The sequence below is a fragment of the Brevinema andersonii genome (genome assembly GCF_900112165.1).
GTDB lineage: Bacteria > Spirochaetota > Brevinematia > Brevinematales > Brevinemataceae > Brevinema > Brevinema andersonii.
Map to the genome: position 1 here is coordinate 65,438 of NZ_FOKY01000003.1, position 21,763 is coordinate 87,200.

At 32.3% G+C, this 21,763-nt stretch carries 25 protein-coding genes; 14 read left to right on the top strand and 11 right to left on the bottom strand.

Translation table 11 applies throughout. From position 1 onward, the window contains the following. Positions 1 to 7: 7 nt before the first annotated feature. The 7 genes from BM018_RS03635 to BM018_RS03670 form a co-directional block, all read right to left on the bottom strand. On the bottom strand, positions 8 to 310 hold the full coding sequence (locus BM018_RS03635; RefSeq protein ID WP_092318723.1) for a V-type ATP synthase subunit F: 303 nt from the start codon (positions 308 to 310) through the stop codon (positions 8 to 10). Further along, positions 310 to 756, bottom strand: coding sequence for an ATP synthase subunit C (locus tag BM018_RS03640; protein ID WP_092318724.1), 447 nt, complete (start codon positions 754 to 756; stop codon positions 310 to 312). The genes BM018_RS03635 and BM018_RS03640 overlap by 1 nt, the downstream gene beginning before the upstream one ends. 502 nt (positions 757 to 1,258) lie before the next feature. Then, on the bottom strand, positions 1,259 to 1,675 hold the full coding sequence (locus BM018_RS03645) for a hypothetical protein (protein WP_092318726.1): 417 nt from the start codon (positions 1,673 to 1,675) through the stop codon (positions 1,259 to 1,261). A gap of 681 nt (positions 1,676 to 2,356) precedes the next feature. Continuing rightward, positions 2,357 to 2,944, bottom strand: a complete 588-nt coding sequence (locus tag BM018_RS03655; protein WP_092318730.1) for a hypothetical protein — start codon at positions 2,942 to 2,944, stop codon at positions 2,357 to 2,359. Next, complete coding sequence (locus BM018_RS03660) at positions 2,932 to 3,708, bottom strand: ABC transporter ATP-binding protein (RefSeq protein ID WP_092318732.1); 777 nt, start codon at positions 3,706 to 3,708, stop codon at positions 2,932 to 2,934. The genes BM018_RS03655 and BM018_RS03660 overlap by 13 nt, the downstream gene beginning before the upstream one ends. 5 nt (positions 3,709 to 3,713) lie before the next feature. Further along, positions 3,714 to 4,514, bottom strand: a complete 801-nt coding sequence (locus BM018_RS03665) for an ABC transporter permease (RefSeq protein WP_092318734.1) — start codon at positions 4,512 to 4,514, stop codon at positions 3,714 to 3,716. 46 nt (positions 4,515 to 4,560) lie between these two features. Beyond that, positions 4,561 to 5,958 carry a 1,4-alpha-glucan branching protein domain-containing protein gene (locus BM018_RS03670; protein ID WP_092318736.1) on the bottom strand — a complete coding sequence of 466 codons (1,398 nt, stop codon included), beginning with the start codon at positions 5,956 to 5,958 and terminating at the stop codon, positions 4,561 to 4,563. Between the two features lie 96 nt (positions 5,959 to 6,054). On the opposite strand from BM018_RS03670, the gene BM018_RS03675 reads away from it, so the two are divergent. From BM018_RS03675 to BM018_RS03725, 11 genes are all read left to right on the top strand, one after another. Next, positions 6,055 to 6,402 (top strand): rhodanese-like domain-containing protein, encoded by a 348-nt coding sequence (locus BM018_RS03675; RefSeq protein ID WP_092318738.1) that lies wholly within the window; start codon positions 6,055 to 6,057, stop codon positions 6,400 to 6,402. After that, positions 6,395 to 6,877, top strand: a complete 483-nt coding sequence (gene rpiB / locus BM018_RS03680; protein ID WP_092318741.1) for a ribose 5-phosphate isomerase B — start codon at positions 6,395 to 6,397, stop codon at positions 6,875 to 6,877. Before BM018_RS03675 ends, rpiB begins: the two co-directional genes overlap by 8 nt. Positions 6,878 to 6,884: 7 nt before the next feature. Next, positions 6,885 to 7,292, top strand: a complete 408-nt coding sequence (locus BM018_RS03685) for a hypothetical protein (protein WP_092318743.1) — start codon at positions 6,885 to 6,887, stop codon at positions 7,290 to 7,292. An 81-nt stretch (positions 7,293 to 7,373) separates the two neighbouring features. Then, the gene (gene fliD, locus BM018_RS03690; RefSeq protein ID WP_159428160.1) at positions 7,374 to 9,377 is read left to right on the top strand and encodes a flagellar filament capping protein FliD; all 2,004 of its coding nucleotides are present in this window, start codon (positions 7,374 to 7,376) and stop codon (positions 9,375 to 9,377) included. Between the two features lie 66 nt (positions 9,378 to 9,443). After that, positions 9,444 to 10,391: an aldo/keto reductase family protein gene (locus BM018_RS03695; RefSeq protein WP_092318748.1), complete on the top strand. Its 948-nt coding sequence runs from the start codon at positions 9,444 to 9,446 to the stop codon at positions 10,389 to 10,391. A 92-nt stretch (positions 10,392 to 10,483) separates the two neighbouring features. Beyond that, entirely contained in the window at positions 10,484 to 10,996 is a 513-nt protein-coding gene (locus BM018_RS03700; RefSeq protein WP_092318750.1) for a ribosome maturation factor RimP, read from the top strand. Between the two features lies 1 nt (position 10,997). Further along, on the top strand, positions 10,998 to 12,353 hold the full coding sequence (gene nusA, locus BM018_RS03705) for a transcription termination/antitermination protein NusA (RefSeq protein WP_092318752.1): 1,356 nt from the start codon (positions 10,998 to 11,000) through the stop codon (positions 12,351 to 12,353). A gap of 27 nt (positions 12,354 to 12,380) precedes the next feature. After that, on the top strand, positions 12,381 to 14,624 hold the full coding sequence (infB, locus tag BM018_RS03710) for a translation initiation factor IF-2 (protein WP_092318754.1): 2,244 nt from the start codon (positions 12,381 to 12,383) through the stop codon (positions 14,622 to 14,624). A 10-nt stretch (positions 14,625 to 14,634) separates the two neighbouring features. Continuing rightward, complete coding sequence (gene rbfA / locus BM018_RS03715; protein ID WP_159428161.1) at positions 14,635 to 15,012, top strand: 30S ribosome-binding factor RbfA; 378 nt, start codon at positions 14,635 to 14,637, stop codon at positions 15,010 to 15,012. Next, positions 15,006 to 15,992, top strand: coding sequence for a DHH family phosphoesterase (locus BM018_RS03720; protein WP_092318758.1), 987 nt, complete (start codon positions 15,006 to 15,008; stop codon positions 15,990 to 15,992). Before rbfA ends, BM018_RS03720 begins: the two co-directional genes overlap by 7 nt. 1 nt (position 15,993) lies before the next feature. After that, entirely contained in the window at positions 15,994 to 16,632 is a 639-nt protein-coding gene (locus BM018_RS03725) for a redox-sensing transcriptional repressor Rex (RefSeq protein WP_092318760.1), read from the top strand. Positions 16,633 to 16,658: 26 nt separating this feature from the next. Here the strand turns inward: BM018_RS03725 and BM018_RS03730 are convergent, their stop codons facing one another. Then, on the bottom strand, positions 16,659 to 17,744 hold the full coding sequence (locus tag BM018_RS03730) for a sensor histidine kinase (protein ID WP_092318762.1): 1,086 nt from the start codon (positions 17,742 to 17,744) through the stop codon (positions 16,659 to 16,661). 59 nt (positions 17,745 to 17,803) lie between these two features. On the opposite strand from BM018_RS03730, the gene BM018_RS03735 reads away from it, so the two are divergent. Continuing rightward, positions 17,804 to 18,577: a hypothetical protein gene (locus BM018_RS03735; protein WP_092318764.1), complete on the top strand. Its 774-nt coding sequence runs from the start codon at positions 17,804 to 17,806 to the stop codon at positions 18,575 to 18,577. Here the strand turns inward: BM018_RS03735 and BM018_RS03740 are convergent. Further along, a complete protein-coding gene (locus BM018_RS03740; protein ID WP_159428162.1) occupies positions 18,568 to 18,981 on the bottom strand; it encodes a DUF192 domain-containing protein in 414 nt (137 codons plus the stop codon). The genes BM018_RS03735 and BM018_RS03740 overlap by 10 nt on opposite strands. 81 nt (positions 18,982 to 19,062) lie before the next feature. Between BM018_RS03740 and clpP the strand changes: the two genes are divergently transcribed. Then, positions 19,063 to 19,665, top strand: a complete 603-nt coding sequence (clpP, locus tag BM018_RS03745; protein WP_200778562.1) for an ATP-dependent Clp endopeptidase proteolytic subunit ClpP — start codon at positions 19,063 to 19,065, stop codon at positions 19,663 to 19,665. 18 nt (positions 19,666 to 19,683) lie between these two features. Further along, positions 19,684 to 20,916 (top strand): ATP-dependent Clp protease ATP-binding subunit ClpX, encoded by a 1,233-nt coding sequence (gene clpX / locus BM018_RS03750; protein ID WP_092318768.1) that lies wholly within the window; start codon positions 19,684 to 19,686, stop codon positions 20,914 to 20,916. Between the two features lie 9 nt (positions 20,917 to 20,925). Here the strand turns inward: clpX and BM018_RS03755 are convergent, their stop codons facing one another. Beyond that, on the bottom strand, positions 20,926 to 21,261 hold the full coding sequence (locus tag BM018_RS03755) for a hypothetical protein (RefSeq protein ID WP_092318770.1): 336 nt from the start codon (positions 21,259 to 21,261) through the stop codon (positions 20,926 to 20,928). Positions 21,262 to 21,521: 260 nt separating this feature from the next. Then, positions 21,522 to 21,680 (bottom strand): hypothetical protein, encoded by a 159-nt coding sequence (locus tag BM018_RS07800; protein WP_159428163.1) that lies wholly within the window; start codon positions 21,678 to 21,680, stop codon positions 21,522 to 21,524. Positions 21,681 to 21,763 lie beyond the last annotated feature (83 nt).

Consider the following 21,763-nt stretch of genomic DNA (forward strand, 5'->3'; position numbering starts at 1 on the left):
ATTGCTCCTAATTTTGACCAATAATTTTCCTAACGTATTTAATTAATTTCTCACCAGGGTGTGACTCACTCTTTGAAGATGGAACCTCCAAAATTTGAACATTACTACCAGAAAGTCTACACTGATCTAACTCTTCCTGTAAATCTTCAGTATATTTGGTAGAAATAACTAACAATCCCAACTGAGGAATCATAACGGCTTGCTGAAATTTTTGTTTTAACTCTTCTTTAGTATTAGGAGACCATACTTCCATACCCGCAAGCATATAAATAGGAGCATCATCCGTATCTACTAAAGCTAGTGCCTTCATTATGCTAATCGCCCTAGTATCATAATCGCAATAATAAGACCATAAATCGCTATTCCTTCTGAAAGACCAACAAAAAGCAAACTTTGACCTAACATCTTTGGATTATCACTAACAGCACCTATTCCAGCAGAAGTTGCCATTCCCGTTGCAATGCCAGCGCCGATACATGCCAAACCAACCGACAGGCCTGCTCCTAAAAAACCTAATCCATAAGCACTTTCAGACACTGAGTTAGTCACAGGTTCAGCAGCAAAAATAGGAGAAATTCCTAAAAATACATAAGCCGTAGCTAATGCTAATATAATAAAGAAAAAACCAACAACCCCTCCTAGAATGCTTTTTGCAGCATATACAGAAAGGAAATTCTGATTTATTTTTATATGTAACCCAAGACCAATTAAGCATACAAAACAAATAACAGCAAATAATGTAAATCCTACAATCATACTCTCTCCAAACATCTTAATATTTACACCAATATTATAAAACGATAAAATAAAAATGTCAAATAGAAAAACGCTAATTCTTTTATGCTACAAAACTAATATATGATATTCCAAAAAAAATTAATAATTCTAGCCTAAACACTCCATTTGTCAATAATACTATCAATTAAGTCAGTATATTTTGTCTTCAAAATTTATTTTTAAAATAATCAATATTCGCCAATAAAAAAAGCAGTTCTATTACTAAAATCAACATTATTCTTAGAAGAACTATCTGCCCCAATCCCATACATCTGTACATCCTGATTTATACCATCATCAAATACAGAAAAGACCCACCAGCCATAAAAGTTTTAGTGCTATCAAAAATCAAACTTACAAGTTTACTAACATTATTTTGATTGTTTCCAAAATTTGAAACTGTAACCCTATAGTATGCCTTATTGGTATTCTACAGCTCTCAAAAACGTATAAGAAACAAATCCCTGATAAGGTCGATTATTTATATTAGAATTTTTATAACTATTGATAATTTCAAAATTAAGACCATTTTTAAAATCTTATAATAACCTTCGCCAGTAGGTACTGCACCAGTACTTGGATAAGGATCAGAATATAAGATATTGAGGGCATTATTCCGTTGGAATACCAGATTTTGATGAACTATCTGATTGGTAGGAAATGCTAAAGCAAAATTAAAAAATTGTTGGTCACTAGAAGATCTAGTATAACAAAACCTCATTCTTCTAGCACATTGTCTGTTAAAATTAGTAGCATAAGATTGTTGAATTTTATTCGTATTATCTTTATTTGTATATATTTTATTCTCTTCGAAAGACTGGGCTAATGTGTTTGGAACTGTATTCGTAACATTCAAGAGTAATGTATTTTGACCTTCATTATTTAAATTGAGTTTCATAAAGATCATGATTATATTGCGCTACACTATAATTGCTGACATTATTTGTTATAATTTCTCATAGAGAATAATTAGTATACCTACCAATAGGATAGTTTGTTTCTGTTTGAATATATGATGGTGAAGTTATATTATTTGAATACTAAACAGTTTAATAAAATGAATTAGATAGCAATTGCCCTCTGAATACCATGAAACAGTAATAATAGGAACCAGAATTTGAAACTCACTAGTGATACCAGAACTTGTCAATTGAACAAGATAATTATAAGTACCAGTTACATTAGTAACAGCAGATATTCCGGATCTATTATCTATCTGAGAACATCCATACACAATAAAAAGACATATAAAAAGTTTTTCATTTAATCCTCCTATAACCATTTAGTCAAAACAAAATATTTTTTATATGAACGTTTACTAAAATATAGCATAAGTCTACATGATTTTATAAAATCAACTTAATTTTATTGAAGTGAAGTATAATATGGAAATGAATATTAACAAACAGTACTAAATAGAAAAAACAAAGTTTTAACACTTAACATCTTATTTTAATTTAATAATATTGTGTCAATCAATTAAGAAATACAGAGAATCCTTAATTAACAACTATGCATTTTATTAATATAAAACTGCCTACTTTTTTATAATTTCTTAGAATTTTAAGATTATAAAATCTTAAATCAACTCATCTAATACTTGATTCCATTTTGTTCTTTTTACAATATCTTCTACAACCTGTTTATATTTTAATAATACCCCCTTTTGCCTTGGTACCAGTTGTATTTTGAATATAAGATAAGAATTTTTTTGAGACCCAACAGGCACGTAATAAGCCGTATTTTCTGATTTTTGCCATAAATATCGTTCGACATTCTGATTATTCGTAAAGCTAATCAATTCCATATCACTATTAGAATCTAAAAAAATCGATGCCCCCTGAATAAAAGAAAAATAATATTCCGCTTCTTCTTGAGAATAAACAAGAGTGTTCATAACATCAAAGCACGCACCATAGCGAAAACTATATTCAATCAACGCTTCATAATGAATTCTCCCATTAATACTGTCAAAAGAATAGGAAATATTACTAGATATAACATTTTTCCCTACAGCAAAAGGCAGCATCTTTGCAGTAGCTTGAAGTGACTTTTTGAAATTACCGTCTAAAACTTTCAATTCTTGACCGATCATTGTTTCTGCATAAGAAATTTGACAAACAAATAACAAAAGAAAAAGCAGTTTGTATAATATCAATTGCTCCATTGTTTTTTCCGATCTTTCAGAAGTTCGGAAGCACCCGTATATTCAAGATATGCTTCCATTACTTCTTTAGGATCCCCAAACATCCTTCCTTCGCCTTTATGTAGCCACAATACCCGGTCGCAATTATCAATAATATTTTTTGTATTATGCGAGATTAACACAACAGTTTTATCAGAATGGATCATTTCCTGCATACGTTCTTCGCTTTTCTGAACAAAATGGGCATCACCAACACTGAAAACTTCATCAATAAGGAGCAGATCAGGCTGAATACATGCCGAAATAGAAAACATCAACCGAGATTTCATACCGCTTGAATATGTATTTATAGGAAGATCAATAAAATATCCAATTTCGGAAAAAGCAATAATTTCTTGAGCTAAACCCTTATCCAATTCTTGCTTACTAATACCGAGCAATAACGCACTGAGATATAAATTATCACGTCCTGTCAGTTCCCCCATAAAGCCAGCCCCTAAAGTCAGCAAATTAATAGAGTCCGTATGAATCTTCAAAGATCCTTTATCAGGCATATAAGTATGGGATAAAACCCGTAGCAATGTTGATTTCCCAGAACCGTTTGTACCGATAATACCTAAATTATGCCCCTTTTCCAGCTTAAAACTAATATTCTTAAGTGCATGAATATATTTTAAATTTGCCAGCTGTTCCCTACCTGTGAAAAGGTTTTTCAAACTGAAACTCTGCAAAATTTCATAAGTCAGATCAATATTTTCCGCCTCAATAATATAAGGTTTATCCATACATATTATCCATTCACTCGATTATAAATTTTGTCATATTTATAAAGTATCATAACACTCAATATAAAAGCAATCATTGTAAAAACAACAATATAAAGCAACTGTTTGAAAGGAGGAGGAGTTCCATATGTAATGATATGACGAAAACTGGTCGTAAGAGTACCGACTGGATTGAGTTTGATAAAAAACTGATATTTCTCAGGAACTCTGTCTATACTGTAAAACACAGGGGTTGCAAACAACCCTAAAGTTAAAAGATGATTTAAAATATTGGGAGCATCAGCTATAAATACGCCAATATGTGCAGCAATCATCGAGCATGTCAACGTGAAAAAAAATAAAGTAGTCAATAGCAAAGGCAGATATATCAAATTGATAGTAAAGGGTACATGAAACATGATCATTAAAACAACTAAGATACCTATAGAAATAATCAATGGAGACAAGCCAGTAATGCACATTACCAAAGGAAATACAAATTTAGGAACATAAATATCACGGCAAACACCAATATTGGAACGGATCGAAGAAACACTTTGAGCTAAAGCCATCGAAAAATAACGCCATACTAGCATCGCAGAGAAAAAAAATACAGGAAAATTCGGATCACGCTGATTGAATACTAAACGTACAAGAATAATATAGATACCCATATTTAAAAGAGGATCTAAAAACCACCATAAATAACCCAAAGATGTATTAGTAACACGGGCTTTTTCGAATGCACGCACATAATAAATAATATAGTGCCAATATTGAATTAATTCCTTTTTAAATCGATGCATGTATAATGGCAGTTGATTCATAAAAAAACCTTTTTATATTGTGGATTGTATTATAATATATTTTATATCAGATTGCAAAAAAATCTTCTCTACTACAGACGCTAATAGATTGCTGCAAGAGATCATTTTCCTGATCAGCGTCATTGTTATAACTAAGCAGACGCGAAATACGATTTTTAGAAAATTCTATAAAACTATTATGTGTTATTAAAAACATCCAGTCAGATGCTTGAGCCAATAATAAATTACGCATGCTGCACGTCTCTGGGGAAGTATTGTAAATTTTCTCCCAAAGAAAATAAGTTTTCGCATTCAACCAAGAACCGGCATCATGATTGAGTCCCCAAGACGAATACATAGGAGAAAACTTTACAGAATCCACTTTTTGAAGGATTTCCAAAGGAAATGTCAGCTTGATAACATTTTGTCTGCTCAACGCACGGCATAGATAATATAAAAAATCAACACCTTCATACCACCAGTGCCCAAAAAGTTCCGCATCGAAGAAAATAGAACAACAATTTCCAGACAATTTTTTAAATTTACAAGCCAAATAAGAACAAAAATCTTGAGCATCTAGTTCTGCTTGTTTGTGAGCGGCAACAGGACAGTAGATATCTTTTCTATTAGAATTTTTATTTGTCACTGCCCTTATAGAAAATCCAGCTCGTTCCGTGATACGACCACAAGATTCTGGATCTGTAAAAAAATCACTGTGAAAATCGCGGTACAAAGGATGTCCAGGATACCCTTCATCTGAATCCCAGATTTTCATACTAATATCAATGTCTCGGACAAAATAATACACTCCGCGATCGGTAAAAGGTTGGAATATATGCTCGGTATTAACAGCGGCTGGATCAGCAAAAAAATAAGAAAATTCGAATTCTTTTAAAATTGAAGTAAGATCGGGAAAAACACCACATTCAGGGCTCCAAAATCCATTCAAATCACCAAAATAAAATGAACTCATCACCTTTCCTACAGCAATCTGCCGATAAACCGACTCAATATCAGCTTCCCACAAAGGCAAATATGCATGTGTTGCAGAGCTGGTCGTGACATTAATATAACCAAGATCAACAAATTTTTTGAACTGCCCGACAATATCTCTGTTCCATTCGTTTAAGAATAAAGTTTTCAACCGGCATAATTTTTGAAGATCGTTCTGCAGAATTTCAGAAACTTCTGGATTCAGAGCTTGTATACTTAAATTTTGTTCTCTTTGCTGCAAATATTCCAAAAAATTTTCAACAAAATCACTGTGAGTCAACTGATTCAGTAAAATAGGAGACATATTCAGAGTAATACAGACAGAGAGTTCTTCGCGAAGACACCGCTCTAACATCTCCAGCAAAGGAAGATAACTATGCAACACCGCTTCATGCAACCAATATTCGACAGAAGTCCCCATCACATAAGGCATATGAGCATGCAAAACCAACATAAAATAAAAAGAATTCATCTCTCTCCTACCTAAAAATAAGAAATATTTGTACAATACGACAAAATATAGTATAATAAAAATCGGTATGAAAAATAAATAATAAAGAGGTAAATTATGTTTTCAAAAGTTTTTCATCCGTCAGCCCGCTTTCTGACAGAAGAAGAATTTTTCAAACTTCCCCAAGATTCAATTTTAGTTATTGATGTACGAACACCATTTGAATTTGCAGGGGATCATCTAGAGATTGCCCGAAATATTCCTTATGCGGGCATTATGTCTGACAACCATAATCTTCCCAAGGATAAGATAATTGTTTGCTACTGCAACCACGGCAACAGAGCTGGAAATTCTGCAGAACATTTGAGCAAGCAGGGGTATCAAGCATATCTCATCAGCGGAATGGCTCATTTTTCCGATTCGTTCATCAAAAAATGTAAAAAAATAGGTAAAAACTATGAATAATCCCATTATAACTTTAGGATGCGATCATGCAGGCTTTTTACTTAAAGAAGAAATAAAAAAATGGCTTCTCAACAACAATTACACAGTTGTTGATTGCGGTACTTACTCTACAGAAAGTGTTGATTATGTTGATTATGTTTATCCTGCCGTAAAAAAAATTATCGAAAAAGAAGCTGATTTTTCTATCGTGATATGCGGAACAGGCTTGGGAGCAAGCTATGCAGCCAATAAAGTACATGGCATTAGAGCTGCATTATGTCAGGACGAGTTTTCTGCAAAATTATCACGTCTTCATAATAATGCAAATGTTTTGGCGCTTGGAGGCAGAATTCTTGCACCTGCAAAAGCAATTGATCTAGTAGACATATGGTTGAATACACCTTTTGAAGGGGGAAGGCATCAAGCACGGATCCAAAAATTACACGAAATAGAAGAATATGAATGTACCAATCCCTTCAAGAATAAGTCCAACTGAGGTTTCTATGGATGAAAATATTTACTTAGAGCTATTTATTCCTAACAGTTCCAGTCAAGAAATATGGAATAGAATGATTCAATTCCCTGAATGGTTGTTGTTATTTGTAACACCAGAAAAAATTCAGTATCAGGAAAATGCTAAAGGTGAATGGATTTTGAAAAAAAACATTTTTTTCAAAACAGTCGCCCAATACCGGATTATTTCGTGCCAAGCACCTGATCATTTACTACTTGATATTCATATGCAAGATTTTTCTTCTTCTATCCTATTGACTCTTGAAGAAAAAGCAAATGGTACCTGTTTACATTTAGATCATCGGAGCTTTACTGGAAAATACAAAAACGCATTTCGCAAACAATTTCTAAAACGTTGGCAAAAACTATTAAAACGGTTCTCTAAAGACCAGAAATAGCGCTTATTTCTATTCTATTGCTAATAAAAAATAAATAAAATCCGATATTTAATGAAGGACTTTCTATTTTGGAATTTTTATATGAAAAAAATATTAATAATAGCTATTATTTTTTTATCAAATACTCTTATACACGCACAACGTATGCAATTATCAAGTATTCCGGGAGTAGATAGCGGTATGGATATCGATTCAATGCTCAAGCAAATAATGGCACCATACCATAATCAAATCACTAATCTCAACAACCAAAGACGCAATAAAGAAATCGAAACTGCATTATGGACAGATTTCCGTACAAATATTGATAATTTTGATAGAATTAACCGGTATATTTTTAGTTATGAATCAGCTTTTAGGGACAAAACCAACAAAACATCAGTACCAGATTTATTAGATATTTCCACGGACAGAACAGCCAAAAACAGCATTTACAATATTAAAATCAAAAAATTAGCACAAGCAGATGTATTTTCTTCTGGACCAGTTCCACAAGATCTTTGTTTGTCAGAATCTATATTTTCTGTAAAATCAGGAAGCGCAGAACAAACTATCGCTTTCAAAGGAGGCAATATAAGTGATTTAATGGAACTTCTTCGAGACTCATTACAAAATACAATCGATGTTGAATTAATTAATACATCACCCAATACACGTTCTATTTTACTGCGCAGCAAAAAAACCGGGAAAAACAATAAAATTACTTTCAATGGCGATTTGACATCATTAAAAGAAGCAAAATTACTTTCAGACGGCACAAATTACAATATTGATCTTTATTGGCAGGAAAGTCAAGAGAAAACAACAATTAAGGATCAAACTTTAGACAAGATTTTTAATACTACGATACCTGATAACGCTGTCCTTACATTCAAAGCAGATGTTACCATATATCAAACCCCAAAAACACTTGAGCTCACTGAACGACCCTCATTACAAAGTCTGTCTGTAACAAACATTAATACTGTCAGCAATGAAATAATTATTTTGCCAAGCGTAGCCCCTATTCTTCGAGATTTCAGCATAGAAGAAACACAACAAACACATCAAGAAAAAATACCAGAACAACTTCTAATTCTGCACTTCGATGATGGAAACAACGAAAAAATAATTCTAAATACAAATATTTATAATATTTCACTAGAACAGCATGCAGGCAAAACCTTAACAAAAGCATCAGTTGTCAGTGAAAATGCAGATACTACAATATATAACATGAAGATTAGTTGTTCACATGAAGGATCCCTGACTCCATATAATATTATCAGCGAAGGTCGTGATGCTCTTTTTTCTTTTAATGGTGTAGAATTGGAACGTCCAGAAAATAGTATTTCAGATATTCTGGAAGGAGTAACATTCGATTTACTGCAAGAATCCGATACAAATATTATTGTCAGTATTGGCCCGAATTTGGAGCTTATAGAAGAAACCATTATTCAGTGGGTGTTGGCATATAATACTTTGATGGAAGAAATCAATATTTTTACGACTATTCCCATAGAAAAAATCGGTAAAATCAAACCTTTATACAAACGCGAACAAGACGGTGATGATCTGAAAGAAGGATCGTTTTACGGCAATGGTAGTTTACTATCATATAGAGATGCATTAAGGCGCTTATCAGGAGTTCCCCATAACAATGACCCGAATTCATTATCACTGCTGGATCAAATCGGCATTTATGTTAAGCGTTTGCAAAGTAATGCTTCTATTGATAGAGATGCTGTTCGAAAAGGTATTTTAACAGTTGATTCGGCACAATTAAAAAAAGCATTAAACGAAAATTTCGATGCGGTAAAGAAAATGTTTGCATATGACAGCAATGGAGATAATATTGCTGATATGGGATTATCTGTATCCGCTGCCAAAGCTGATGAATTAATGATTGGAGGTAATGGTTACTTGGCACGGATGAATCGCGAAAGCATTGATAAATTGAAAGAATTAGATCAAAAAATAGCAAAAAAACAAGACGAACTTGAAACAACAGAACGTAAAGAACGTCAGGCACTACTGAAAATGAGCCAAGCCATAGCAGCTAGCAAAGCTCAAAATGAATCTCTAAAACAAAGGTTTGGAAATTAAAACAAGTTCTTGACAAATAGAGTAAAATTGTAATAGTATTATATAAAATTGCAGGGAGAAAATGATATGAACTACAGACATCTGGGAAAAACAGGCTTGCAAGTGAGCGAAATAAGCTTAGGTGGATGGCTTACATATGGCAACACAACAGAAAAAGAAACGACTTTCGATATAATCGATAAAGCTTATGAATTAGGGATCAATTTTTTTGATTGTGCAAACGTATATGCTTATGGCGAGTCAGAAAAAGTGATGGGAAAGATTTTAAATCGCTACCCTCGGGACACTTATGTTATTACTACCAAAGCATTTTGGCCAATGAACGAACTTCCTAATGGTAGAGGTTTGTCACGGAAACATGTTTTCGAACAAGTACATGCATCGTTAGAACGCATGAATATGGATTATATTGATATTTTCTACTGCCACCGTTTTGATTCTGAATCAGATCTTTATGAAACTTTACGCACTATCGATGACTTCATCCGTCAAGGAAAAATTTTATACATGGGGGTCAGTGAGTGGACTGCTAGTCAAATTATTGAGGGCTTAAAAGTTCAAGATCAATATCTTTTAGACCGTATGGTTGTCAATCAGCCTGTTTATAATCTTATTAATAGATCTATCGAACCGGAAATTGTTTCTGCATGCATCAATAATGGTTTGGGGATTGTTGCTTTTTCCCCTATTGCGCAAGGATTTTTGTCTGGCAAATATCGAAAAGGCAAAGAAATACCTAAAGATTCGAGAGCAGCAAACGAGAAAACAAATACATTTATTGAAAAATACTTAACACCAAATAACTTAGATCGAATTCAGCAATTTATCACTATAGCAGAGAATAAATCGTGTACCCCGTCACAACTGGCTATTGCATGGATTTTACATAAACCTGGTATTAGTTCTGCATTAATGGGAGCATCTCATGTAGAACAAATTGAGGAAAACGTGAAAGCTACGGATATCGAACTTACAGAACAAGATATGATCGAAATTGAAAAAATATTTGCTTAAATATTGACAAAACTTCAAAAAAATATTATAATATAAACTCGTTAGAAATAAGGAGTCTTAAAGACTCCTTATTTCTATTATGAAGAGGTATTATGAAACAAAATGAATTATTTGATTTTATAAAAAATATTATTATTGAATTAGATTATATTCCTTTGGAAATAAATTTAACGCATATAAAAAATAAAACTATTCTTAAAATAGTTATTCATCATTTGAAGCACCCTGTTAGTCTTGATGATTGTACAGAAATTGCCAATATAGTATCACGTCAATTAGATATTGAAAATCCTTTTGATAAAGCGTATGATCTTGTTGTTGAGTCACCTGGGCTGCAACGTGAAATTAAATCTCTCGAAGAATATCAATACTTTATCGGACGCGAACTTTGCATATTTCCCAAAACTACTGATAAATTTCCTACAAAAGATAGGTTTTTTATTGCATTTTTAGAAAATATATGCGATAATACCCTAACTGTAAAAAATAATCAGCATATATTTAATATATCTTGCGACGAAATACAAAAAGCACATTTATTTTTTGATTTTTCTAAGGCATTGAAAAACAATAAAAAGAAAAATCATAAAATACACGGAGGATAGAGTGGCCTTTTCTGATCTTATTACAGCTTTTGCAAAAGAACACAATATTTCTGAAGAATTAGCAGAAACTGTTCTGAAAGAAACTTTTGTTACACTATACAAAAGAGAATTTGGTAAAGATTATAATAATATTGATGTAGAATTGGAAAAAAACGGTATTTCTCTTTGGCAGCTCAAAACTGTAGCAAATGAAATTACTGATCCGGTACTTCAAATTTCATTAAAGGATGCAAAACAATTCTCTACTGTTGATCAGATCGATATGGGTGACGAAATTCGTATCCCTATACCAGTAGAACATTATGGGCGTCAAGCAGTCCAAATTATGAAACAAGTTCTTAAACAAAAAATTTCTGATGTCCAAAAAGATATTATTTATAATGAATTTCATGATAAAGTAGGAACTTTATTTTCTGGACGAGTCAAATCAAGGTCAGAAAGCAAATATGGCGGCTATTATATTGCTTTAGAGCGGAAAGATACAGAAGCTTTTTTGCCTTACAGCGAAGCACTTCCTGATGAAATATTAGAACCAGGAGATGTGGTTAAAGTTTATCTAAAGGATGTGTTACAGGTAACAAAAAGAGGCGAAAGTCAAATTATTCTTACTCGTATTAATCCTGCTATAGTCCAAGAATTACTTAAATTGCATATTCCTGAAATTGCTGATGGCACTTTCATTATCAAAGCTGTTGCGCGGAAACCTGGAGAAGTCACAAAAATAGTTCTGCACTCGACAGTAGAGAACTTAGATCCTATCAGCATTACTGTAGGAAAAGCCGGTGCAAATATCAAGCCTATTCGTCAAGAGTTAGGAAGTGAACGCATTGAAATTATACGCTATAAACCAGAAATAAAAGAACTCATTGCTAACGCTATCCGAGCAAGCCGCGTTCTTAAAAATCGTATTGCAGAAGTTTTTAATATTGATCTCAATTACGAAACAAATGAGGCTTTTATTGTTGTAGCAGACGAATTTTTAGCACCTCTCATTGGAAAAGGAGGATCACATCAACGCATGCTGGAAGAAATCCTTGGATGGAAAATTCGATTTAGAACTTATTCTGAATTCGAAGAAGTACTCAAAGAAAAACAAAAAGAAGTCGATAATATATTAGGAATTACCGACTCACATGATTTTGAAATTGTTGAAGATGAAGTAATTTCTCTTGATATGCTTCCTTTTACTCCTGAACAAATTCAGGCACTAGAAGATGCTGGTTTTCATAGTATAACTGAAATTATTGAACTGACAGTAGAGGATTTAACCCAGGAAACTGGACTGAGCCTTAACGAAGCATTAGAAATTTGGAAAATTATAGAAGATAATATCGAAATTGAAGAAGACCATGAATGAAACAGACTGATACAATAAGGAGACTCCATGTCTAAAGAAGAAATCAAAAAAAAAGTACTAAAATTAAAAATAAAAAGTAAATCTGTTGCAGAAGATATTAAAAAAAATAATCAAGATATTTCTTCAAATACTGATCTGACTTCAGCCCCTAAGATCACGAATACACAAGGAGTCCGTAAAAATCATTTAGAAAAATCTAATAACCGTCCTTATCCTCATAGGAAACCAAACGAAAAAATATCTCATAATAAAACATCCAGTGATAAACCACAATCAAGACAAACGTCTGAATTTCGTAAAAATGAAAGACGCACTGCTTTTACTCCTGCACCATCTATTAATAGCAAAACAACAACTCATCGTAGAGAAATTCATTACAAAGATAAACATGTTTTCGATCGTAATAATAAAAAACTTCAAGAAGACATTGCTTTAACAAAATTACAGCCTCCGAACAAAAAGAAAAAAGGTGAAGCTGTTATTCCTGAAGAAATTACCATTGGTCCTATTGTAAAATTATCAGATTTAGCGCGTAAGATGAATCTCAAATCTGCAGAACTAATATCAACACTATTTAAATTAGGTCAAAAAGCTACTATTAATGATGATTTAGATGCTGATACAGCTATTCTCTTAGCTGATGAATTTAATTGTCGTGTTATTGTAAAAGATGAACATGAAGAAGTACAAATTAAAATAGAAGAAGATAAATTAGAAGATACAGCCATTAGACCTCCTATTGTTACCATTATGGGGCATGTGGATCATGGTAAAACTAAATTGTTGGATACCATTCGAAAAACAAATGTCATTGCTCATGAGTCTGGTGGAATTACTCAACATATCGGCGCATATTCTGTTTCGATTCCTCAAGGTAAACTGTCCTTTCTAGATACTCCCGGACATGCTGCATTTACAGCAATGAGAGCACGAGGTGCTGAAATTACTGATATTGTTGTTTTAGTAGTATCCGCTGAAGAAGGTCCCAAACCTCAAACATTAGAAGCTATTAGTCATGCGAAATCAGCAAAAGTACCAATTATTGTCGCTATTAATAAAATGGATCTTCCTAATGCTAATCCCGAAAAAATTAAACAAATGTTAGTAGAACATGGCCTTTTACCTGAAGAATGGGGTGGAGATACAATGTTTTTACCTGTTTCGGCAATGACAGGCGAAGGTATTCCTGAATTACTGGAAGCAATATTATTACAAGCTGAAATTATGGAGCTCAAAGCCAATCCAAACAGAACAGGAATTGGGTATGTCATAGAGTCCAAAATGGATATTGGTCGTGGTGCTGTTGCTACTGTTATGATCAAAAATGGAACCGTAAAAATTGGAGATTCTTTTGTTTCAGGAACTACTTTTGGCAGAATTCGCGCAATGTTCGATGATAAAGGAAATAAAATTACTGCTGCAGGACCATCCACACCAATAGAAATTATGGGATATAATTCTCTTCCGGATGCTGGAGATGATTTTCATATCATGAGTAATGAAGATGAAGCCAGATCTCTTGCGGAACGCCGCTCTATTCTAAAAAGAAATGAAGATATCGTGCGTCAGAGAAAAGCTACTATGTTCAACGCAATGGAAAAAATACAAAATCCTAACTTAAAAGAATATAAAGTTGTTATTAAAGCTGATGTTAACGGGTCTTTAGAAGCAATATTATACTCTTTATCTAAACTAAAAAATACGGAAGTAAAAGTTACTGTTGTTCATTCCGGTATTGGAGCTGTTGGGGATAATGATATTATGCTAGCCCAAACATTAGTAGACTCATCTGCAAATTCTGCTGCTATTTTAGCGTTTCGTGTACGGGTTGATAGTGTTGCTAAAACAAGGGCAGAAAATGCTAATATTCCTATTCGAAGATTTAATGTTATCTACGATTTAGTAGAACACGTTCATAGTGTTATTGAAGGCATGTTAGATCCTGATATTTCGGAAACCAAGATTGGGGAAGCAGAAATTAAAGCAATCATCAAAATTTCCAATGTAGGAAAAATAGCTGGTTCGATTGTTACTGAAGGATTTCTTCGTAAGAATAATACTGTACGAATTTATCGTGATGGAATACAAATCTGGAGTGGAAAATTTAAAACTTTACGTCGATTTAAAGATGATGTTAACGAAGTAGAACAAGGATTTGAATGTGGTATTTCTTTTGAAAATTATGAGGATTTCAAAGTTGGTGACATTATTGAAACATACAACATCGAGACAAAAGAAAGAAAATTTGAAGCTTCTAATTCTGTTTCTTAGGAAAAAATCTATGATAAAAAAAATAAATACGAATAATATTAAATCAAGAAAAATAGAACGTTTAAAAAAAATTTTCATGAAAGAAATCACAAATATTATTTCAAAAGAGGTTAAAGATCCAGGTATACAAGCTTTATCAAGTATACTTGATGTCCATTTATCTAAAGATTTAAGAATAGTATATGTAAAAATTCGTATTTTCAGTACCAATAAAAGAAATATCAACAAAACATTACAAGCATTAAGACGTTCATCAGGATATATTTCTTCTTTGGTTGGTTCCAATTTAGGATTAAGATATTCTCCCGAAATTCGTTTTGATCCTATAAACGATGATGAATATTATAATATTTGGCTTAACCAGCTTATTGACGATGAGACATGCTAAGTAGACTATATAATGAAGTAACTCATCTAAAAAAAATTTTATTAAGTGCTTCGAGAGTTCGAATTACTACTCATCAAAATCCAGATGGAGATGCAATAGGTAGTTTATTAGCATTTTCATTTATATGTTCTTATTTTAATATAGAATATGATCTTATTATCCATGATTTCCCTCCTCCGAATCTACATTTTTTACCAAAATTTAAAGAAATCCAGCTTTGGAATAACTCTACCATGCAAAAATTACATAATGAAAACACCAATGTTGTATGTTTTCTAGATTGTGGCCAAATAGATCGAGCAGGATCTGTCAGTCAAGATATTTTAAGCAACCAAATAATTATCAATATTGACCATCACATCACAAATCCTCTATTTGGAGACATTAATATTGTTCATGATATATCTAGTACATCAGAATTATTAGTCCATATATACCACATTCTTAACATTCCCATCACTAAAGAAATTGCAGAAAATTTATACTTAGGCATATTGACCGATACAGGATGTTTTCAGTATGATAAAGTAACATCTAATACCCACATTATTGCAGCAGAATTGATAAATTGTGGTATATTGCCTACGAAAATATTTCAATATGTTTATCAATCTTATCCGGAATCTTGGCTAACATTACTTCAAATCTCCATAACACATCTTGAAATTTATCAAGATATTGCTATTACCTACATTATGTTAGAAGATATTAAAAAAGCTGATGGATTTGATGATACTAATGTTCTTTTACCCATTTTTGCCAGTCTCAAAAATATACAAGTCTATATTTTTCTTAAAGAAAAAGAAAATAATATTATTACAGCATCACTGCGCAGTAAAAACAACACTAACGTAGCACAAATTGCAGAATTATTTGGAGGCGGAGGCCATAGACAAGCAGCAGCTTGTAGGACATCTCGATATTCACTTGTAGAATTCAAAGAAAAGATTTTACTAGCAATACAAAATTATAAGGTTTGATATGAAAAAAAAATCAAAAATAAGTGAGTTGGTCTTAGAACGCTTAGCATTATATCACCGCCTTTTGACTAAAATGCACTTTAAAAACGGTGATATTATTGACTCAGAAACATTTGCCCAATATTTATCACTTGATGCATCCTTAATAAGAAGAGATCTTAGTATCTTAGGGTCTATTGGTAGACGCGGCAAAGGTTATGAAACAACACGCTTAATTGAGTGTATTCAAGATTTTTTAGGAAAAGATATTCGTAAAAATGTAGCTGTTATCGGGTTGGGAAATATTGGAAAAGCTATCGTCCGATTTTTGTGTTCAGAAGATGCTCCTTACAGTGTAAACTATATTTTTGATGTTAATCCAGAATTAGTAGGAAATTCCTTCAAAGGAATAAAAATATATCATATCAATGAATTTACTCCTCTTACCTCAACTGATACTATTGACTTTGTTATCCTAACATTACCGGTATATGCCATACAAAATGTGAACAATATCATTATAAACAGTAACATCAAAGGAATTCTTAATTTTGCTCCTATTCATCTTAACCTGCCACAAAATATTGCCTATAGGGAAATCGACGTTATTAAAGAATTAGATACGTTATCAGGTCTAATAAAACATAATAACAGCAAATAATTTATCATTTTAATATTATAAGCTTATTATTGAATCCATGGTAATTTTTTCTGGCCTAATGAAATCGGTAACAAAATACAAAAAGAAGCACCACCTAAAATACTGGATTTCACTATAATATCCCCCCCTATTTCCTGAGTCATTTTTTTCGCTAATGTTAACCCCAATCCCGTTCCATTTTTTTTTGTTGTATAATACGGTTCAAAAATACGTTTCTTCACAGATAGTGAAATCCCTGGACCAGAATCTTCAATACTGATAATAATAGCATTTTTCCATTTATTCTCCCTCATAGTAATTTTAATGATTTTTTCCATTTGATGAAATTCCAAAACATCAATAGCATTGCGGATGATATCACTTAATATTTGCTGTAAAAATGCAGGTACAGTAAAAATTCTAGGCACCTCATCTAAGGAAATAATAATCTTAATTTGCTTTTGCTCTAATTCTATCTGAAACAATGCAATTGTTTGTTCGATAATATCTTTTACTTCAGAAAATTCTAAAATAGGCTTTTGTTTACGTGCTCTACTCAGAAAATGATCCACAACCAACAACAAACGTTCACTTTCTTTTTTTACCACGCCGATATAATCAAAAAACTCTTTAGGTAAGGTTATAATTTCATTTTTTATTTTTTTTTCAATAACTTGAGTATGAATATCAATAGCAGAAAGTGGATTTTTAATTTCATGAGCAATGCCAGCAGCAAGCATTTCTAAGGCATTAAGGCTATTTTGTGTTTTCATTTTTACATCCTGCTCTTGAATAATTCCAATATCTTGAAGACAGAATATTCGAAATCTTCCAGATATAAAATATTTTATATCTAAAATTCTTTCTTTATGATAAATATCTTGAATAGTAATTATCATATTTTTAGGTAGTAATTCTAATTGTGGAATCTCTGCTAGAATAGCACTGAAATTATCATAAATAACTTCATGATCTCTGTAAATCAGCAACTTTAAACCAGAAGACTCAATAATATCAAACCATAATTGCCGTTCTTCAAACAACAATTTTATAATATCAACACACTCTTTTTTTTCTAATTTTTCTAATTTTTCCAAAATTTTAATAAAAAATTTTTGGCGTTTATCATTCATAAACTTTCCTTTTTATAAAATTATACCGATAAATAAAATAGCAAATGAAAGGGAAAAACATGTCCGCTAATTCAGAATATATCAAGAAAGCACGTTTCATCGAAGATATTCAATTGGAATCGTCACAAATAAAAACTATTTTAGAACAAATCCAAATTCTAGAAACTAACCCCTTAAGCAAACAAGATATTGAATCATGTTACATTGCTATTGCATTAATCACCCAATATCTAAAATTAATTCGTTTATATATCAGCATCAACAATAAATATCAATCCGTATTCAACAGAAACAGCGAAGAATATTTAGATCAAATGAGAAAATATTTTATATTTATTACGCAAAAAATGAAAGCTAGTTTTGGTGCACAAGTCAGTATTTCCCTTACACAAAATACAAAATTTCTTCAGCAACTAAAAAAACTGACACCAACCAGATTATTACATTTACTGCAACAGTTGGATTTCAGTTTACTTTCAGTTAAAAAACTCTATCACAAAACTTCAAAATATAATGTTGTACATGTCAATACATACAATGATATTATAGGCTTTACATTAAACGCATCAAATTTTAAGGAATACTTCTCTATTATAAGAAATTTACAACATCCTCAATATGAGGAAATAAGAGAATTATTAAATTTTATCATTAAATTATTAGACAAATGTTCCAATATGTGGATGGAACTTTATACTCTTAATCACTCTAAAGAAGCAATCCAATATGGCATCAAAGTATTAGAACAACTAGAAAATATTATGCGCTTATCAAATCATGAAGATCTATCTGAAATTACCCGCAAAAAAAACAGTTGGAACCGCTATCTATAAAGCATAACATTATGAGTAGCTATAGCTACTTCCTCTTCGAGCTTGACTTTAAAAGCATGCCAATTCTGAATAACCTTCATTTCATATTTTGGATTTAATTCCAAAACATACTGAATGTTACTGGTTTTTGAAACAATACTGCGAGAATCATAAGGAACAGGGCGATGGAGTTCGACAATATTAAAATTACTATCCAGATAAAGCATAATAAGATTCAAATAAGTATTTTTCATCCAAAAAGATACTTGTTTAGGAGCTTTGTTGATAAAAAGCATACCCTGAAAAGAATCATCCCATTGCAGACGGTACATTAAACCTGTTGCCTGTTCGACCGGATTGATTGCCAACTCTATATTAAAAGTCTGCCCTAAAAATAAAAATGAAATCATTAAAGCTGTTTTCATAATAAATACTCCTAAAACTTGATTTTCCCGCATAAAAATTTTATCATAAATAGGGTGAATTTTCAATTTTTCGGAGGAAACATGATTTACCATCAAGAACAAAATATGTTAGTGCCTATGGTCATTGAACAGACAGGAAGAGGAGAACGGGCTTATGACATCTATTCTCGACTTCTTAAAGAACGAATAATTCTACTCGGAACTCCTATTAATGATGATGTTGCTAATTTAATTATAGCTCAACTGCTATTTTTAGCAGCAGAAGATCCTGATAAAGATATAGAATTATATATTAATTCTCCTGGAGGCGTTGTTACTGCTGGATTAGCTATTTACGATACCATGCAGTTTATCAAGCCAGATGTATCTACAATTTGTATGGGACAAGCAGCTTCTATGGGAGCCTTTCTACTTGCAGCCGGAGCTAAAGGCAAACGTTTTTCTCTGCCTAATTCGCGGATAATGATCCACCAGCCTAGCGGAGGCGCTCAAGGTCAGGCTACAGATATTGAGATTCAAGCTAAAGAAATTCTGAGATTACGAGAAATGCTCAATGCTATGCTGGCTAAAAATACCGGAAAAAGCCTAAAAACAATAGAAAAAGATGTAGAACGCGATAATTTTATGTCTCCCGAACAAGCCTTAAAGTATGGATTAATCGACAGCATTATCGAAAAAAAATAGTACAAGCAGGTTAGCAAGATGAAATCTAAAGATACAAACGAACATTTGGTTCATTGCGACATTTGCAATGCTCCCTCAACAACAGTAAAATTATACCGTAGCAAAAACAGAACCCTAGTATGCCAAGAATGTTTGGCAAAAGCAGCAGAATTCGCAGAAAATAAACACCTTGATTACCAAAAAGAAAGTATTAAAAAATTGCCTAAACCGATAGAAATGAAAGAATTTTTAGATCAATATGTTATAGGGCAAGACCATGCCAAAAAAGTTCTTTCAGTAGCTGTTTACAATCATTACAAGCGTATTTTAAGCACTCCTAGTTTGGATGATTCAACTGAGCTTGAAAAAAGCAACGTTCTATTAATAGGACCAACAGGATCGGGGAAAACTCTTTTAGCTAAGACATTAGCCCGTTTGTTGGATGTTCCTTTTGCAATTGCAGATGCTACCACGTTAACAGAAGCTGGTTATGTGGGCGACGATGTTGAAAATGTTCTTTTAAGACTCCTTCAAAACTCTGCCGGTCAAAACTTGGATGAGATCCGCAATTGGGATCCTATTATTAGAAAAGCTCAGACAGGTATTATCTACATTGATGAGATTGATAAAATTGCCCGAAAAAGTGAAAATCTTTCCATTACACGCGATGTATCCGGAGAAGGTGTTCAGCAAGCATTATTAAAATTAATTGAAGGCACTATTGTTGGTGTTCCTCCGATGGGTGGCCGAAAACACCCTCAACAACAGCAAATAATGATAGATACTACTAATATTTTATTTATTGTAGGAGGAGCATTTGTCGGATTAGAAGAGATCACTAAACATCGTATTGGAAAAAACAGCATGGGATTTAAAAAATCACATGAAAATCTTAATAATAAGAATATTTTCTCTCAACTTGAGACTCAAGATTTAATAAAATTTGGTTTAATTCCGGAATTTATTGGAAGAATTCCTGTTTTTTCGGTGCTTTCAGAACTAAGTGAAAAAGAATTATTACAAATTCTCACTCAACCAAAAAATGCGTTAACTAAACAATACAAAAAATTATTATCATTTGATGATATTGACCTACAATTCTCAGATTCTGCATTACAAGCTATTATAGCAAAAGCTTTAGAACGTAAAAGTGGTGCCCGTGGCTTGAGATCTATTATTGAAGAAGCAATGCTGGATATTATGTTTCAAGCCCCATCGATGGACACCGACAGTATCATTATTGAAAAAAAACACATAAAAAATAGCCTTTAGGGCTATTTTTTATTTATCGAAATTATAAAGAATAATTTTAGGAAACCTATTTTGAGATAAATAACGATCTCTTAAGCTATCAGGCATTTTCACTAAAATAGCACCTTGAGAAAGAACATGTGCAGAATAAGTTTTTCCATCATATTGAAATACCAACTTAGTCGTGGTATCTTCCTGGACAGTAATATTTTTAAATTCTTGTGGAGAAATACCTTGAGTTTTATATAATATTTGATAGTAAACATAATAATTAAAACGAAATGGAGTCATAATAAGTTCTAGAGAAAAATTAGGCGTAATAAGTATAAACATTAAGAAAAAAACGTTAAAAAAATATTTCCGCATCTTAAGCTCCTAAGAATTAATGATTTAAATATATATCGTCATATAAAAAAAAATCTAAACAATAAAATAGAAAATATATCAAAATATGCTGGAATAATAGCCCATCAAAGACAAATATATTATATTATTTTGAGAAATATTTTAACAATACTAGAAAAGCAAGATGTTTTTATATTTAAGAATGAGTAGTTTAAGAAAAAATTGACTCCTTTTTAATTTTGATTTATAATAATCATGCAACATCTTAGCTGGCAAGATGCTTATCCGGTTTCTGGATTTTTAGTAGACAGCATTTCCGTACCCCTATTATTAGTATAGCAGCCTGCAGAGGCTCGTACGTTTCTGGGCGGTGCGATAATTTTGCCATATAGCCAAGATGTTGCAGCGTGCGGCTCTGCAGGTTTTTCTATCCCAGGCAAGCGCGCTGGCAAATTGGCACTATCTCAGGTTATTTGGGGCAAACTTCTAGAGAACAACGTGCAGTAGTCCTAGATTATTGTAC